Source organism: Comamonas endophytica, from assembly GCF_023634805.2.
In the GTDB taxonomy this organism is placed as follows: domain Bacteria; phylum Pseudomonadota; class Gammaproteobacteria; order Burkholderiales; family Burkholderiaceae_C; genus Comamonas; species Comamonas endophytica.
On the sequence record NZ_CP106881.1, the window covers coordinates 657,033 to 672,246 of the forward strand.

The 15,214-nt window shown below is 67.7% G+C and carries 12 protein-coding genes and 3 tRNA genes; 6 read left to right on the forward strand and 9 right to left on the reverse strand.

From position 1 onward, the window contains the following. Window positions 1-20 precede the first annotated feature (20 nt). The 8 genes from rseP to rpsB form a co-directional block, all read right to left on the reverse strand. The gene (gene rseP, locus M9799_RS02820) at window positions 21-1,397 is read right to left on the reverse strand and encodes an RIP metalloprotease RseP (RefSeq protein ID WP_231044285.1); all 1,377 of its coding nucleotides are present in this window, start codon (window positions 1,395-1,397) and stop codon (window positions 21-23) included. A 43-nt stretch (window positions 1,398-1,440) separates the two neighbouring features. Then, a complete protein-coding gene (gene ispC, locus M9799_RS02825; protein ID WP_231044284.1) occupies window positions 1,441-2,625 on the reverse strand; it encodes a 1-deoxy-D-xylulose-5-phosphate reductoisomerase in 1,185 nt (394 codons plus the stop codon). After that, a complete protein-coding gene (locus M9799_RS02830; RefSeq protein WP_231044283.1) occupies window positions 2,622-3,476 on the reverse strand; it encodes a phosphatidate cytidylyltransferase in 855 nt (284 codons plus the stop codon). The genes ispC and M9799_RS02830 overlap by 4 nt, the downstream gene beginning before the upstream one ends. A 14-nt stretch (window positions 3,477-3,490) precedes the next feature. Then, window positions 3,491-4,183 carry a polyprenyl diphosphate synthase gene (gene uppS / locus M9799_RS02835; RefSeq protein WP_231044477.1) on the reverse strand — a complete coding sequence of 231 codons (693 nt, stop codon included), beginning with the start codon at window positions 4,181-4,183 and terminating at the stop codon, window positions 3,491-3,493. A 68-nt stretch (window positions 4,184-4,251) separates the two neighbouring features. Beyond that, entirely contained in the window at window positions 4,252-4,812 is a 561-nt protein-coding gene (gene frr, locus M9799_RS02840) for a ribosome recycling factor (protein WP_231044282.1), read from the reverse strand. Window positions 4,813-4,857: 45 nt separating this feature from the next. Further along, complete coding sequence (pyrH, locus tag M9799_RS02845) at window positions 4,858-5,580, reverse strand: UMP kinase (protein ID WP_231044281.1); 723 nt, start codon at window positions 5,578-5,580, stop codon at window positions 4,858-4,860. A 59-nt stretch (window positions 5,581-5,639) separates the two neighbouring features. Continuing rightward, entirely contained in the window at window positions 5,640-6,536 is an 897-nt protein-coding gene (gene tsf / locus M9799_RS02850; RefSeq protein WP_231044280.1) for a translation elongation factor Ts, read from the reverse strand. Window positions 6,537-6,632: 96 nt separating this feature from the next. Beyond that, on the reverse strand, window positions 6,633-7,385 hold the full coding sequence (rpsB, locus tag M9799_RS02855) for a 30S ribosomal protein S2 (protein ID WP_231044279.1): 753 nt from the start codon (window positions 7,383-7,385) through the stop codon (window positions 6,633-6,635). A gap of 222 nt (window positions 7,386-7,607) precedes the next feature. On the opposite strand from rpsB, the gene M9799_RS02860 reads away from it, so the two are divergent. The 3 genes from M9799_RS02860 to M9799_RS02870 are packed head-to-tail and all read left to right on the forward strand — an operon-like array spanning window position 7,608 to window position 11,797. Further along, window positions 7,608-8,984 carry an amidase gene (locus M9799_RS02860; RefSeq protein ID WP_231044278.1) on the forward strand — a complete coding sequence of 459 codons (1,377 nt, stop codon included), beginning with the start codon at window positions 7,608-7,610 and terminating at the stop codon, window positions 8,982-8,984. A 36-nt stretch (window positions 8,985-9,020) separates the two neighbouring features. After that, window positions 9,021-10,253, forward strand: coding sequence for an FAD-dependent oxidoreductase (locus M9799_RS02865; RefSeq protein WP_231044277.1), 1,233 nt, complete (start codon window positions 9,021-9,023; stop codon window positions 10,251-10,253). 20 nt (window positions 10,254-10,273) lie between these two features. Continuing rightward, window positions 10,274-11,797: an NAD(P)H-hydrate dehydratase gene (locus M9799_RS02870; RefSeq protein ID WP_231044276.1), complete on the forward strand. Its 1,524-nt coding sequence runs from the start codon at window positions 10,274-10,276 to the stop codon at window positions 11,795-11,797. Between the two features lie 239 nt (window positions 11,798-12,036). Here the strand turns inward: M9799_RS02870 and rnr are convergent, their stop codons facing one another. After that, window positions 12,037-14,361 carry a ribonuclease R gene (gene rnr, locus M9799_RS02875; RefSeq protein ID WP_231044275.1) on the reverse strand — a complete coding sequence of 775 codons (2,325 nt, stop codon included), beginning with the start codon at window positions 14,359-14,361 and terminating at the stop codon, window positions 12,037-12,039. Window positions 14,362-14,395: 34 nt separating this feature from the next. Between rnr and M9799_RS02880 the strand changes: the two genes are divergently transcribed. The 3 genes from M9799_RS02880 (at window position 14,396) to M9799_RS02890 (ending at window position 15,190) form a co-directional block, all read left to right on the forward strand. After that, window positions 14,396-14,480 (forward strand) — tRNA-Leu (locus M9799_RS02880). A 179-nt stretch (window positions 14,481-14,659) separates the two neighbouring features. Beyond that, a tRNA-Leu gene (locus M9799_RS02885) sits at window positions 14,660-14,744 on the forward strand. A gap of 361 nt (window positions 14,745-15,105) precedes the next feature. After that, window positions 15,106-15,190 (forward strand) — tRNA-Leu (locus M9799_RS02890). The last annotated feature ends 24 nt before the right edge of the window (window positions 15,191-15,214 follow it).

A 15,214-nucleotide genomic window follows, 5' to 3' on the forward strand; every position in this document is an offset into this window, starting at 1 on the left:
GGCAAGTATAGTTGGGGCCCTTAGCCCAAGAGCCTGTTGATATCGTTGAAAAAGGCGATGCCCATCATCAGCAGCAGCAAAGCCACGCCGAGACGCTGCAATCTTTCCATCCAAGCCTCGGACACCGGCCGGCCCGTGACGCCTTCCCAAAGATAATACATCAGGTGCCCGCCATCCAGAACCGGCAGTGGCAGCAGGTTGAGCACGCCCAGGCTGACGCTGATCAGCGCCAGGAACGCCAGGTATTGCGTGATTCCCATGCTGGCAGACTTGCCGGCATAGTCGGCAATCGTCAGCGGGCCGCTGATGTTCTTGATCGACGCCTCGCCGATGACCATGCGGCCCATCATGCGCAGCGTCAGCACCGACAGGTCCCAGGTGCGCTGCGCGCCGTTTTGCAGGCCCTCGAGGAAGCCGCGGCGCACCAGCGTCATCTCGGGTGCGGCGCCGACGAACGCGCCGATGCGGCCGACCCACTGGTCGTCCTGCTGCACCGCATCCGGGCGCACGGACAGCTGCAGCGTCTGGCCGCCGCGCTCGATGCGCCAGTCCTGCGCCAGGCCCTCGCTGCCGCGCACCGACGCGCGGATCAGGCTGCGCAGCTGCTGGCCGTCGCGCACGGCCACCGGCCCCACCGACAGTACCCGGTCGCCTTCACGCAGGCCTGCGCGCCGCGCGGCGCCATCGGCCAGAAGTTCGCCCATCACGGCCGGTGTCCAGGGCGCCACGACGCCGATGCGCTCGAACAGCCGCTCGTCGGCCTCGCGCGTCTCCAGGCTGCCCAGCGGCAGCTGCAGCACCGTGGCTGCACCGGCGGCGGCGCCTGCCTGGGGCCGCACCAGTTCCAGGCGCGCGTCCTGGCCTTCGAGCGCGGCGCGCGCCAGCGCCCAGCGCACTTCGTCGAAGGAGCGCACGGGCTCCATGGGGCCCTCGCCGCGCGCCACGGCCTGCACCCGCTCGCCGCCCTGCAGCCCCGCGGCCTGTGCCAGCGAGCCCGCGCCAGGGCTGGCGAGAAAGGGCTTGGGTTCTTCGATGCCCACCCAGTTCACGCCGGCATACAGCAGCACCGCGAGCAGCAGGTTGGCCGCCGGGCCGGCCGCGACGATGGCCGCGCGCGCGCGAAGCGGCTGGTTGTTGAAGGCCAGGTGGCGCTCCTCGGGGGCTACCGCCCCCTCGCGCTCGTCGAGCATGCGCACATAGCCGCCCAGCGGAAAGGCCGCCAGCACGAACTCGGTCGAGGATCCCTTGGGGCGCCAGCGCAGCAGCGGCTTGCCGAAGCCGACCGAAAAGCGCAGCACCTTGACGCCGCAGGCCACCGCCACGCGGTAGTGGCCGTATTCATGCACTGCGATCAGCACGCCCAGTGCAATGACGAAGGCAAGGACAGTCATCAACATCGCTCAGGCCCGTATCGAAGAAAGGATGGCCGCAGGCGGCGGCTCAGGCCAGCGCCCAGCGCTGCACCGCGGCGCGCGCGCAGTCGCGCGCCCGGGCATCGACGGCCAGCAGGTCCTCGAGCGAACCCGGCACCTGCGCCAGCTGCATGTTCTCCAGCGTCTCGAGATTGACCGCATGGATGCGGTCGAAGCTCAGGCGCCGCTGCAGGAAGGCATCGACCGCCATCTCGTTGGCCGCGTTCAGCACCGTGGTCGTGCCCTCGGCGGCGCGCAGCGCCTGCCACGACAGGTGCAGGCCCGGAAAGCGCCGCGCATCCGCATCCTCGAAGGTCAGCGAAGCCAACTGGGAGAAGTCCAGGCGCTGCGCGCCGCTCTCGATGCGCTCGGGCCAGGCCAGGCCGCAGGCGATGGGCACGCGCATGTCCGGCGTGCCGAGCTGGGCCAATATCGAGGCGTCGTTGAACTGCACCATCGAGTGCACGATCTGCTGCGGATGGATCACCACCTTGATGCGTTCGGGCGCCAGGTCGAACAGCCAGCGCGCCTCGATGACCTCCAGCGCCTTGTTCATCATCGTCGCCGAGTCGACGGAAATCTTGCGCCCCATGGAGAAATTCGGGTGCGCGCAGGCCTGCTCGGGCGTGATCTGCGAGAGGCTGGCCGGATCGCGCGCGCGAAACGGCCCGCCCGATGCGGTCAGCAGGATGCTGTCGACGCGCCGCGGCCAGCTGGCGCGGTCCTCGGGCAGGCACTGGAAGATGGCCGAATGCTCGCTGTCGATGGGCAGCAGCGTCGCGCCATGGCGCTTGACGGTGTCCATGAACAGCGCGCCGCCCACCACCAGCGCCTCCTTGTTGGCCAGCAGCAGGCGCTTGCCGGCCCGGGCCGCCGCCAGGCACGGGGCCAGGCCCGCGGCGCCGACGATGGCGGCCATGACCACATCGACCTCTTCATGCGCGGCGATCTGCTCGAGCGCATCGCAGGACTGCAGCACTTCGGTGGTCAGGCCGTTGGCCTTGAGCCTGTCGGCGAGTTCGCGCGCATGGGCGGCGCTGGCCATGACGGCATAGCGCGGCTGGAACTGCGCGCATTGCGCCAGCATCGGCTCGACCTGGGTCGCGGCGCTGAGCGCGAACACCTCGTAGCTGTCGAGGTGGCGCGCCACCACGTCCAGCGTGCTGGTGCCGATGGAGCCCGTGGAGCCGAGGATGGTGAGACGTTGTTTCATGCGAGTACGAAAGAGGAAAGCATCATGGCCAGCGGCAGCGTCGGCAGCAGCGCGTCGATGCGGTCGAGCACGCCGCCATGGCCCGGCAGCAGCGCGCTGCTGTCCTTGACGCCCGCGCTGCGCTTGACCAGCGACTCGATGAGATCACCGACCACGCTCATGGTTCCCATGAACACGACGGCCAGCACCAGGAACCAGACGCCCTGGCGCAGCAAGAGCGTGTAGAAGCTCGGCGAAACGGCGCCGGAATGGCGGTCGGCAAACACCCACACCGCGGCCAGCACCAGCACGCCGGCCATGCCGCCCCAGGCGCCCTCCCAGCTCTTGCCAGGGCTGATCGAGGGCGCCAGCTTGTTGCGCGTGAACTTCAGGCCGAAAGTGCGGCCGGCGGCATAGGCGAAGATGTCGGCGGCCCAGACCAGCGCCAGCACCGAAAGCAGGAAGTTGACGCCCATGCGGTGCGCCTGCGCGACCGCCAGCCAGGCCAGCCACAGCGCCAGCACCCCGCCGGCCAGGCGCAGCGCCAGCGGCACGCGCGCCCAGGCGCCCACGCCGGCGCGCAGCAGCGCCGCGCTCGCCAGCACCCAGAGGCCGCCACCCACGACCCACAGCGCGCCGAGCGGCCGCTCCAGCCAGCCCAGCGACCAGCTCAGGCCGCACAGCAGCAGGCAGGCGCCGGCCAGCGCGATCGATGCGCCCTGTGCCAGGCCCTGCATGCGGCCCCACTCCCAGGCACCGGCGGTCATCAGCGCCAGCACGACCAGCGCGAAAGGCAGCGGCCCCGGATAGAACAATGCGGGAAGGAGGATCGCCAGCAGGACCAGGGCGGTGATGACACGCTGCTTGAGCATCGCGGTTCCCTTTCTCAGACCGGCATCTTCGCGGGAGGGGCCGACTGTTGTATTTGTGCGGAGGTTTTGCCGAAGCGCCGCTCGCGCGCGCCATAGGCAGCAAAGGCCTCGTCCAGCGCCGCTTCGTCGAAGTCGGGCCACAGGACGGGGCTGAAGAACATTTCCGAGTATGCCAACTGCCACAGCAAAAAGTTGCTGATGCGCATTTCGCCGCCAGTGCGGATCAGCAGGTCCGGGTCGGGCACATGCGCCAGCGCCATGGCCGCGTTCAGGCTGGCCTCGGTGATGGGCTCGCCCTGCGCGGCCAGGCGGGCCGCGGCCTGGGCGATGTCCCAGCGCCCGCCGTAATTGAAACAGATGTTGAGCACCAGCCGGCTGTTGTGCGCGGTTTCCTGCTCTGCGGCCTCCAGGCCCGCGCACATGCGCTCGCTCAGGCCGCGGCGCTCGCCGACGAAGTGCAGCTGCACGCCTTCGCGCCCGAGCTCGGACACCTCGCGGCCGAGCGCGCTGGTGAGCAGGCCCATCAGGCCCGTGACTTCGTCTTCCGGCCGCTGCCAGTTTTCCGAGGAGAACGCAAACACCGTCAGCACCGCGACACCGCGCTCGAGGCAGGCCTTGACGCAGCGGCGCAGCGCCTTCACGCCCTGCGAGTGGCCCGTGAGCCGGGGCATGAAGCGGCGCTTGGCCCAGCGCCCGTTGCCATCCATGACGATGGCCACGTGCCGGGGCACGCAAATGTCGGTGTACAAGGTGTGACCTATCGAGGTGGCACCCGTCAGACCGCCATGATCTCTTGTTCCTTGGCCGCCACGAGCTGGTCGATCGCGACGATATGGCGGTCGGTCACCTTCTGCACGTCGGCTTCGGCGCGCTTCTGGTCGTCTTCGGAAGCCAGCTTGTCCTTGACCAGCTTCTTGACCGAATCGTTGGCATCGCGGCGCAGGTTGCGGATGGCGATCTTCGCGCCTTCGGCTTCATTGCGCGCCAGCTTGGTCATTTCCTTGCGGCGCTCCTCGCTCATCGGCGGCACGGGCACGCGGATCAGGTCTCCGAGCGACGAGGGGTTCAGGCCCAGGTCGCTCTCGCGGATGGCCTTCTCGCACTTGGCGCCCATGTTCTTCTCCCAGGGCTGCACGCTCAGCGTGCGCGAATCGAGCAGCGACACGTTGGCCACCTGCGTCAGCGGCACCATCGAGCCGTAGTACTCGACCTGGATGCTGTCGAGCATGCCGGCACTGGCGCGGCCGGTGCGGATCTTGCCCAGGTTGTTCTTGAATGCCGTGATGGACTGGTCCATCTTGGCTTCGGCGGTTTTCTTGATGTCAGCAATCGTCATGTCTATTCCTTGGAATCGGCAATGCACCTGCGCGGTGCATGGTGCTCAAGCGTACACCAAGGTACCTTCGTCTTCACCCATCACCACGCGCAGCAGCGCTCCGTGCTTGACGATGGAAAACACCCGCACCGGCAGCTTCTGGTCGCGGCACAGCGCAAAAGCGGTGGCATCCATGATGCCCAGGTTGCGCGAGATGGCCTCGTCGAAGCTCAGCTGGGTGTACCGCGTGGCTTCGGGGTCCTTGAACGGATCGGCCGTATAGACGCCATCGACCTTGGTCGCCTTGAGCACGACTTCGGCACCGATCTCCGCGCCGCGCAGCGCAGCCGCGGTATCGGTGGTGAAAAACGGGTTGCCCGTACCGGCCGCGAACACCACGACCTTGCCCTCTTCGAGGTACTGCAGCGCCTTGGGGCGCACGTAGGGTTCGACCACCTGCTCGATGGCGATGGCCGACATCACGCGCGCCGTCAGGCCCTGCTTGTCCATGGCGTCGGCCAGGGCCAGCGCATTCATGACGGTGGCCAGCATGCCCATGTAGTCGGCCGTCGCACGGTCCATGCCCACGGAGCCACCGGCCACGCCACGGAAGATGTTTCCGCCCCCGATCACCACGGCCACCTGCACACCCACGCGGGTGACGGTGGCGATTTCCTCCACCATGCGCTCGATGGTGCCGCGGTTGATGCCGAAGGAGTCGTCGCCCATCAGCGCCTCACCAGACAACTTGAGCAAGATGCGCTTGTGGGCTGGTGCTGCGTGGGTCATGAAAACTACTCCGTACGGTAAAAAAAGATCAGGGAAAGGAAACAGTCAGCGGACTGACTTTAGGCGCCAGCCTTGGCAGCGGCCACCTGGGCAGCCACTTCGGCGGCGAAGTCGTCCACCTTCTTCTCGATGCCTTCGCCGACCACGTACAGGGTGAAGCCCTTGACGGTGGTGTTGGCGGCCTTGAGCATCTGCTCGACGGTCTGCTTGCCGTCGGCGGCCTTCACGAAGACCTGGTTGTTCAGCGAGACTTCCTTGAGGTACTTCTGCACCGAGCCTTCGACCATCTTGGCGACGATGTCGGCGGGCTTGCCCGATTCGGCGGCCTTGGCGGTTGCCACGGTGCGCTCCTTCTCGATCAGGTCGGCGGGCACTTCGGCGCTGCTCAGGGCCACGGGCTTCATGGCGGCCACGTGCATGGCGACGTCCTTGGCGGCGGTGGCATCGCCTTCGAACTCGACGACCACGCCGATGCGCGAGCCGTGCAGGTAGGAGGCCAGGTTGCTGCCGCTGAAGTACTTGAAGCGGCGGAACGACATGTTCTCGCCGATCTTGCCGATCAGGCCCTTGCGCACGTCTTCCAGCGTGGGGCCGAAGGTGTCTTGCTCGTAGGGCAGCGCGCCCAGGGCTTCGATGTCGGCGGGGTTGTGCTTGGCGATCAGCTTGGCGGCGGCGTCGGCCATGGCCAGGAAGCTGTCGTTCTTGGAGACGAAGTCGGTTTCGCTGTTGACTTCGATCATCGCGCCGACATTGCCCTCGATGAAGGCAGCCACCACGCCTTCGGCGGTGATGCGCGAAGCGGCCTTGCCGGCCTTGGTGCCGAGCTTGACGCGCAGCAGCTCTTCGGCCTTGGCCAGATCGCCGTCGGCCTCGGTCAGGGCCTTCTTGCACTCCATCATCGGTGCGTCGGTCTTCGCGCGCAGTTCAGCCACCAGTTTTGCGGTAATAACAGCCATCTTATTTCTCCGGTTTCAGTTCGATTCGTTACAAGGTAAAAAAAGGGGGCTACCAGAGCCCCGCTTCCTTATCGCGACAGGTCGCGTTGCCGGACTTCAGGCAGCCGACTCTTGCACTTCCACAAATTCGTCCGAGCCTTCGGCAGCCACGGCCTTGACAACGTCGTTGACGGCATCGGCACGGCCTTCGATGATGGCGTCGGCGATCGCGCGGGCGTACAGTTCCACGGCCTTGGCCGAGTCATCGTTGCCGGGGATCACGTAGTCGATGCCTTCGGGGTTGTGGTTCGAGTCCACCACACCGATCAGGGGGATGCCCAGCTTCTTGGCTTCGGCCACGGCGATCTTGTGGAAGCCCACGTCGATCACGAAGATGGCGTCGGGCAGACCGTTCATGTCCTGGATGCCGCCGATGTCCTTTTCCAGCTTCTCGAGTTCGCGGGCGAACATCAGCTGTTCCTTCTTGCTCATGCTTTCCAGGCCGGCTTCCTGCTGGACCTTCATGTCCTTCAGACGCTTGATCGAGGTCTTGACGGTCTTGAAGTTGGTCAGCATGCCGCCCAGCCAGCGCTGGTCGACGTAGGGCACGCCGGCGCGCTGGGCTTCGGCAGCCACCAGCTCGCGGGCCTGGCGCTTCGTGCCCACCATCAGCACGGTGCCGCGGTTGGCGGACAGCTGCTTGGCGAACTTCTGCGCTTCCTGGAGCATCGGCAGCGACTTTTCCAGGTTGATGATGTGAATCTTGTTGCGGTGGCCGAAGATGAACGGGGCCATCTTGGGGTTCCAGAAGCGGGTCTGGTGGCCGAAGTGGACACCGGCTTCCAGCATTTCGCGCATGGTGACGGACATATTGATACTCCAAAGGTTGGGTCTAAAATCCAGCCCGACATTTGCCCGGGAGGGCAACACCTTGAGGGGACTGGTTTGCTATTTGCTTCGCTGGATGCCCATGGGGCACACTGTGGGCGCGGCGGCCGGGGCGCTCATACGCTTGGATGAACGCCTGACACGCCGCTGCATCGCATGCCGAACAGGCAGCACTCAGCAAAGCCGAAAAATTCTACCACAAGCATGCACTCTGATCTTTGCTCCGCGCTCGCCAACGTGCGCAGCGGCGAATGCCGCGCCACCGACCTGCTGCAGGCCGCCATCGAGACGGCACGCTCGCCCGTCTGCAAGCATGCCTTTGCCCAGACGCTGTTCGACAGCGCCATGCAGAGCGCCGCGCGCGCCGCGCCGCAGCTGCCCCTGGCCGGCCTGCCGGTCTCGGTAAAAGACCTTTTCGATATCGAGGGCACGCGCACCGCCGCCAGCTCGCTGGTGCTGGCCGATGCCCCCCTGGCGACGCAGGACAGCCCCGCCGTCGCGCGGCTGCGCGCGGCCGGCGCCGCGATCATCGGCCGCACCCATATGGTGGAGTTCGCTTATTCCGGCGTGGGCACCAACCCGCATTTCGGCACCCCGGCCGCATTCGATGCACGCTTTGGCGCACTGCCCGGGCCGGCGCGCGTGAGCGGCGGCTCGTCGTCGGGCGCGGCGGTGTCGGTGGCCAGCGGCGCGGCCTACATCGGCCTGGGATCGGACACCGGCGGCTCGATCCGCATTCCGGCGGCGCTGTGCGGCCTGGTCGGCTTCAAGAACACCGCGCGCCTCACGCCCACCGCCGGCACGGTGCCGCTGTCGCCCACGCTCGACACGGTATGCGCCATCACGCGCAGCGTGCGCGACGCCATCGTGGCGCACGAGATCCTCGCCGCGCGCACCGTGACGCGCAGCGCCTGTGGCATTGCCGACTGGCGCCTGGCCGTGCCGCGCCGGCTGTTCTTCGACGATATCGAGCCCGCCGTGGCGCACGCCTTCGAGCGCAGCCTGGAACAGCTGCGCGCCGCGGGCGCGCAGATCGTCGACATCGATCTGCCCGAGCTCGACACCCTGCTGCACATCAACGACCACGGCAGCTTCTCCGGCGCCGAAAGCTACGCCTGGCACCGGCCGCTGCTCGAACGCGCCGATGCGCTGGGCCGGCCCTACGATCCGCGCATCCGCAGCCGCATCGAGCGCGGCGCGAGCATGACGGCGGCGCACTATATCGACCTGCACAACGCGCGCAACGCGTGGATCGCGCGCATGGAGCGGGCGCTCGCCGGCTATGACGCGCTGCTCTCGCCCACCGTGCCGATACTCGCGCCCCGGATCGACAGCGTGGCGCCGGCCGAAGGCCTGGACGCCGCAGTGGATGCCGAGCGCGACGCAGGCTTCCAGCGCGCCAACCACCTGCTGCTGCGCAATACCGCGGTGGTCAACATGCTCGACGGCTGCGCCTTGTCGCTGCCCTGCCACCAGCGCGGCGAGCTGCCCGTCGGCATGATGGTGTGGCACGGCCCGCTGCGCGACGACGCGGTCCTGGGCATCAGCCTGCAGATAGAGCGCATACTTGCTTCCTCGTAGCGCGCGAGCTGCTCCCCATTTCCTGAACACAACCCCATGAATATCGCCATCGTGGGTGCCGGCGCCGCCGGCATCGCCACAGCGCACGCGCTTGCGTGCGACGGACACGCCGTCACCGTCTATGACCGGCACGGCAGCGCCGCCGAGGGCGCCAGCTTCGCGCCCACGGGCTGGCTGGCGCCGGCGCTGCTGCAGCCCTGGAGCGCACCGGGCCTGCGCGCCCCTGCCTCGCTGCTGCGCATCGGCAGCGGCCTGCGCCGCGCCGAGCTTTCCTGGCTCTGGCAATGGCGTCAGGCCGGGCGGCGCATCCGCAGCGCGCCGGAACAGGCGCATCCGGCATTGGCCGCCATCGAAAGGCTGAGCCGATACAGCCGCCAGCTGCGCGACGGCGATCCGGTGGCGCTGGACCAGGACCTGCAGGCGCAGAACGGCGCCATGGTGCTGCTGCGCAGCGAGGCGACGCTGGCGCGGCTGGCGCCGGCGCTCAAGGTGCTGGCCGATGCCGGCGTGCCCGTGCAGCGGCTCGATGCGGCGCAGGCGCGCCTGCTCGAGCCCGGCCTGGCCGGCGACTTTCCGCTGGCGGCGGCCCTGAATCTGCCCGAAGCGGCCACCGCCAACAGCCGCCTGTGGGTGCAGCTGCAGCGCTTCTCGGCCCAGCAGATGGGCGTGCAATTCGTTTTCAACGCCCAGGTCACGCGGCTGCAGCATGCGCCCGCGCGGGTGCAGCTCGCGGACGAGGCGGCGCCGCGCAAGCACGAGGCCATCGTGGTCTGCACGGGCATGGAAGGCGCCGCGCTGCTGCGCCCGCTGGGCCTGCATCTGCCCCTGATCGGCCTGGGCGGCTACACGGCCAGCGCGCCGGTGCGCGAGCCGGTGCATGCCCCGCGCTGCGCGCTGCTCGACTGGGACAGCCAGATCACGCTGGTGCGGCTGGGCCAGCGCGTGCGCGCGGGCGGCGGCGCCGAGCTCGGCACCTCGGGCACGCTGCACAAGCCCAGCCTGCAGCGGCTGTTCCGCGCGCTCAACCAGTGGTTCCCCGGCGGCATGCACGCCTCGCAGGGCCTGCAGGGCTGGCGCGGCACGCGCGCCATGACGCCCGACGGCGCGCCGCTGCTGGGAGCCAGCGGCCTGCCCGGCATCTGGCTCAACCTGGGCCACGGCACCCACGGCGCGGCCATGGCCCATGGCTGCGCCTGGGTGCTGGCCGACCTGGTCAAGGGACGCGCTCCGGCCATCGACACCGCCGGCCTTACGCTTGAACGCTTCTGAGCACGGCCCTATGCTGGGCCATGCACGCCATCTCCCTTGAACGAAAACATGCGCTGCACAGCGTTGCCGCAACCCGCACCCTCGAAGCCGCAGCTGCCGCCGGCCTGCCTGCCCACACGCTGATGCGGCGCGCGGGCGCGGCCACGGCGCGGCTGGCACTGGCCCTGGCTCCGCATGCGCGCCATGTCTGGATCGCCTGCGGCCGCGGCAACAATGGCGGCGACGGCCTGGAGGCCGCGCTGTGCCTGCACCTCGCGGGACGCGCCGTCAGCGTCACCTGGCTGGGCGAACCCGACGCCGCGCCCGCCGATGCGCGCGCCGCATGGCAGCGCGCCAGCGAGGCCGGCGTCGTGTTTGCGCCGGGCCCGCCCACCGATCTCGGTCCGGGCGATCTGTGCATCGACGCGCTGCTGGGCATCGGCCTGAGCGCCTCGGCCCTGCCGGGCGGCGGCCCGCCGCGCCACGCGCCGTCCGGTGCCTTGCAGGAGCTGCTGCAAGCCCTGCGCACCAGCCAGGCCATGGTGCTGGCGGTCGATGTTCCTTCGGGGCTCGATGCCGATACCGGACAGTATGCCGACGGATTCGCCCCGGATTCCATACCCATGGCGCCGCGCCATACGCTGAGCCTGCTGACGCTCAAGCCCGGCCTGTTCACGGCCCAGGGGCGCGATGCCTGCGGCAGCGTCTGGCTCGACGATCTTGGCTGCGGCGCGCTGGCGCCCAGGGCCACTGCGCAATTGGGCACGGAACATCCCGTGAACGCGCGGCCCCAGGCCCCGCATGCCAGCCACAAGGGCAGCTTTGGCGATGTCGCGGTGGTCGGCGGCGAAGGCCTGGCGGCGCGCGGCATGGGCATGACCGGCGCGGCCTGGCTGGCGGCGCGGGCCGCGCTGCATGGCGGCGCGGGCCGGGTCATGGTGGCGCTGCTGGACGAGGGCGCCACCACCGCCCCGCCCTGGCCCGAACTGATGCTGCGCCGCGTCGATGCGCTGGACTGGCCGCAGCTCACTGCGGTCTGCGGCTGCGGCGGCGGCGAAGCCGTGCGCGCCGTGCTGCCCGCCGCCCTGGCGCGGGCGCCGCGCCTGGTGCTCGATGCCGACGGCCTGAATGCCGTCGCCGGCGACGGCGCACTGGCCCGGGCCCTGCGCGCACGCGCCGATGCCGGCCTTGCCAGCATCCTGACGCCGCATCCGCTGGAAGCCGCGCGCCTGCTGCAATGCACCACCGCGCAGGTGCAGGCCAACCGGCTGGCCGCGGCGCAGGCGCTGGCCGGGCGCTACGCCTGCACCGTGGTGCTCAAGGGGTCGGGCTCGGTCACTGCCTCGCCCGGCGAGCTGCCCGTCATCAACGCCAGGGGCAATGCGCGTCTGGCGACGGCCGGCACCGGCGATGTGCTGGCCGGGCTGATCGGCGCACGGCTGGCGCAGGGCCTGACGCCGCACCAGGCCGCCAGCAGCGCGGTGCAGGCGCATGGAGCGGCCGCCGATCACTGGCCCGCGCACCAGGCGCTCACGGCCAGCGCGCTGGCTGCGGCGCTGCAATAGAAAAAGCCCCGGCTGAGCCGAGGCTTTTTGTATGCCTGTTCATGGTGAGCGTGCCGGGGCGAACTTGTCGCAATATGAACGCCCTCGCCTCGTAGGATGCGAGAAGGACTTTTTCTATAGGACAGGCAATTCACCCTTCGACGGGGCCGCCCAGGCAAGCTCAGGGCGAACGGGTGAAAACGTTCGTGGTGAGCCCGTCGAAACATGGACGGCCTATCCTATGGCCTCGCACACAAAACTCAGCGCCGCGGCTTGCGCTTGGGCTTGCCCGAGGGCTTGGGCGAACTGGCAGCCCGGCGCACCGAGGCCTTCAAGCCCTCGATGGGCGACGGCGGCGGCAGCGAAGGCATGGAGCGGCTGCCACGCTGGCGGCGCCCCTGCGGCGCATCGTCGTATTGCAGGGCATCGTCGCGCCGGCCGCGTTCCTCGCGCGGGCTGCGTTCCTCACGCGCGCCGCGCTTGCCGCTGCTGCCACCACTTCCACTGCGCGACGGCAGCGCCTCGCCGCCCTCCTGCACCAGGCGGAAGTCGATGCGCCGGCCGTCGAGATCGACGCGGCTGACCTGCACGCGCAGGCGCGAGCCGATCGCATAGCGGATGCCCGAGCGCTCGCCGCGCAGCTCCTGGCGCGTCTCGTCGAACTTGAAGTATTCGCCGCCCAGCTCGGTGATGTGCACCAGGCCCTCGACATACATCGCGTCCAGCGTCACGAAGATGCCGAAGGAGGTGACGGCCGTGACGGTGCCCGAGAATTCCTCGCCCAGGTGCTCGCGCATGTACTTGCACTTGAGCCACGACTCGACATCGCGGCTGGCTTCGTCGGCGCGGCGCTCGTTGGCGCTGCAGTGCAGCCCGGCCGCTTCCCAGGCCTGCAGCTCGGCGCCGCCCGCGGGCTTCTTGCGCGGACTCTGGCCGGGCGCGCTCACGCGCGTGGCCAGCCGCTTGGCCAGCTTGGCGTGGGCTTCGCCCGGTGTCGGCAGCGCCGGCAGGCGGTAGCGCTTGCCTTCGAGTTCCGACTTGATCACGCGGTGCACCAGCAGGTCGGGATAGCGCCGGATCGGGCTGGTGAAATGGGTGTAGGCCTCGAAGGCCAGGCCGAAGTGCCCTTCGTTCACCGGCGTGTAGATGGCCTGCATCATCGAGCGCAGCAGCATGGTGTGGATCTGCGGCGCGTCGGGACGCTCCTTGGTGGCCTGCGCGATGGCCTGGAACTCGGCGGGCTTGGGGTTCTCGCTGATCGACATGCCCACGGCCATGGCCTTGAGATAGTTGCGCAGCACTTCCTGCTTTTCCAGCGAGGGCTTGTCGTGCACGCGGAACAGCCCGTTCTGTCCGCTTTGCGCGATGAAATCGGCGCTGCAGACATTGGCCGCCAGCATCGCCTCCTCGATCAGCTTGTGCGCCTCGTTGCGCGTGCGCGGGATGATCTTCTCGATGCGGCCGTTCTCGTCGCTGACGATCTGCGTCTCGGTGGTCTCGAAGTCCACCGCACCGCGCGCCTGGCGCGCCTTGAGCAGCGACTGGTAGACGCCATGCAGGTTGAGCAGGTCGGGCACGCGCGCGCTGCGGCGCTGGGCCTCGGGGCCGCGCGTATTGGTGAGGATGGCCGCGACCTCGGTATAGGTGAAGCGCGCATGGCTGTGCATGACCGCCGGATAGAACTGGTAGGCGTGGATCTCGCCCTTGGCTGTTACCAGCATGTCGCAGACCATGCACAGGCGGTCCACGTCGGGGTTCAGCGAGCACAGCCCGTTGCTGAGCTTCTCCGGCAGCATGGGAATCACGCGGCGCGGGAAATAGACGCTGGTGGCGCGGTCGTAGGCATCGATGTCGATGGCGCTGCCGGTGCGCACGTAGTGGCTCACGTCGGCAATGGCCACCAGCAGGCGCCAGCCCTTGCTGCGGCCGATCTTGGCGGGCTCGCAATAGACGGCGTCGTCGAAGTCGCGCGCGTCCTCGCCGTCGATGGTGACCAACGGCACGTCGGTCAGGTCGATGCGCTGCCTGCGGTCGATGGCCCGCACCTTGTCGGGCAGCGCCTTGGTCTGCTCCAGGCACTCGGGCGAGAACTCGTGCGGCACGTCGTACTTGCGCACCGCGATCTCGATCTCCATGCCCGCGTCGTCGACCTCGCCCAGCACTTCGGTGATGCGCCCCACGGGCTGGCCGAACAGGGCCGGCGATTCGGTGAGCTCGGCCACCACGACCTGGCCGGTCTTGGCGGTACCGGTGGCGTTGGCGGGAATCAGCACGTCCTGGCCGTAGCGCTTGTCTTCGGGGGCGACCAGCCAGACGCCGCTTTCCTGCAGCAGCCGGCCGATGATGGTCTTCGTCGGGCGCTCGATGATCTCGGTCACGCGCCCTTCGGGCCGCCCGCGCCGGTCGTAGCGCACGATCTGGACCTTGACGCGGTCCTTGTGCAGCACTGCGCGCATTTCATTGGCGGGGATGAAGATGTCTTTTTCGCCGTCATCGCGCAATACGAAACCATGGCCATCGCGATGACCCTGCACGCTGCCTTCGATTTCTTCGGTTGCGGGGGCAGAGTTTGTGCTGAGGTTCATTTTTTTGCTATACAATGTTGATCTTTCCTGAGATGCCCAGGTGGCGGAATTGGTAGACGCACTAGTTTCAGGTACTAGCGAGTAACATCGTGGAGGTTCGAGTCCTCTCCTGGGCACCAAGTTTAACGAGAACCTGCGAAGGTTTTTGAAAAATTCAGGGTCACTGCTACCTCAGTGGTCTTTGAAGTGATTGTGCGATGCGGCAGGGCCCAGGCAGCAAGTCGAAGGAAATAAATTTTTTAGGGATTTTTGAAAAATACGGTTTTTTATACTGCATAATTCAAATCTTTCCTGAAATGCCCAGGTGGCGGAATTGGTAGACGCACTAGTTTCAGGTACTAGCGAGTAACATCGTGGAGGTTCGAGTCCTCTCCTGGGCACCAAGATTCAAAAGGCCGTTGCACATGCAACGGCCTTTTTCTTTTTCCGCTTGGATGTGCCATGGTCAGGATGTGCCTTTGCTTTTGGACAGGCCGTCCATCCTTCGACAGGCTCAGGACGAACGGTTGAAGGCACGCAAGCTCAGGGGAGCCAAGGCGAGCGACTGGGAAGCGTTCGTGGTGATCCTGAGCCTGCCCAAGGCTCGAACCATGAACGGCCTGTCCTCCAAGAAAAGCCAGCATTCCAGCGGATGCCGCTCGTCAAAGCCAGCCCACCCCCTCCATCCACCCACCCAAAAAGAAAATTCCCCATTTTCCCTTTTGACCTCCAAAACCTCCCCTATAATTCAATCTTTCCTGAAATGCCCAGGTGGCGGAATTGGTAGACGCACTAGTTTCAGGTACTAGCGAGTAACATCGTGGAGGTTCGAGTCCTCTCCTGGGCACCAGATTCAAAAGGCCGTTGCACATGC

Coding starts and splice junctions, on each gene's coding strand:
- rseP (WP_231044285.1), bottom strand. CDS start 1,397: ATGTTGATGACTGTCCTTGCCTTCGTCATTGCACTGGGCGTGCTGATC.
- ispC (WP_231044284.1), bottom strand. CDS start 2,625: ATGAAACAACGTCTCACCATCCTCGGCTCCACGGGCTCCATCGGCACC.
- M9799_RS02830 (WP_231044283.1), bottom strand. CDS start 3,476: ATGCTCAAGCAGCGTGTCATCACCGCCCTGGTCCTGCTGGCGATCCTC.
- uppS (WP_231044477.1), bottom strand. CDS start 4,183: ATGGATGGCAACGGGCGCTGGGCCAAGCGCCGCTTCATGCCCCGGCTC.
- frr (WP_231044282.1), bottom strand. CDS start 4,812: ATGACGATTGCTGACATCAAGAAAACCGCCGAAGCCAAGATGGACCAG.
- pyrH (WP_231044281.1), bottom strand. CDS start 5,580: ATGACCCACGCAGCACCAGCCCACAAGCGCATCTTGCTCAAGTTGTCT.
- tsf (WP_231044280.1), bottom strand. CDS start 6,536: ATGGCTGTTATTACCGCAAAACTGGTGGCTGAACTGCGCGCGAAGACC.
- rpsB (WP_231044279.1), bottom strand. CDS start 7,385: ATGTCCGTCACCATGCGCGAAATGCTGGAAGCCGGTGTCCACTTCGGC.
- M9799_RS02860 (WP_231044278.1), top strand. CDS start 7,608: ATGCACTCTGATCTTTGCTCCGCGCTCGCCAACGTGCGCAGCGGCGAA.
- M9799_RS02865 (WP_231044277.1), top strand. CDS start 9,021: ATGAATATCGCCATCGTGGGTGCCGGCGCCGCCGGCATCGCCACAGCG.
- M9799_RS02870 (WP_231044276.1), top strand. CDS start 10,274: ATGCACGCCATCTCCCTTGAACGAAAACATGCGCTGCACAGCGTTGCC.
- rnr (WP_231044275.1), bottom strand. CDS start 14,361: ATGAACCTCAGCACAAACTCTGCCCCCGCAACCGAAGAAATCGAAGGC.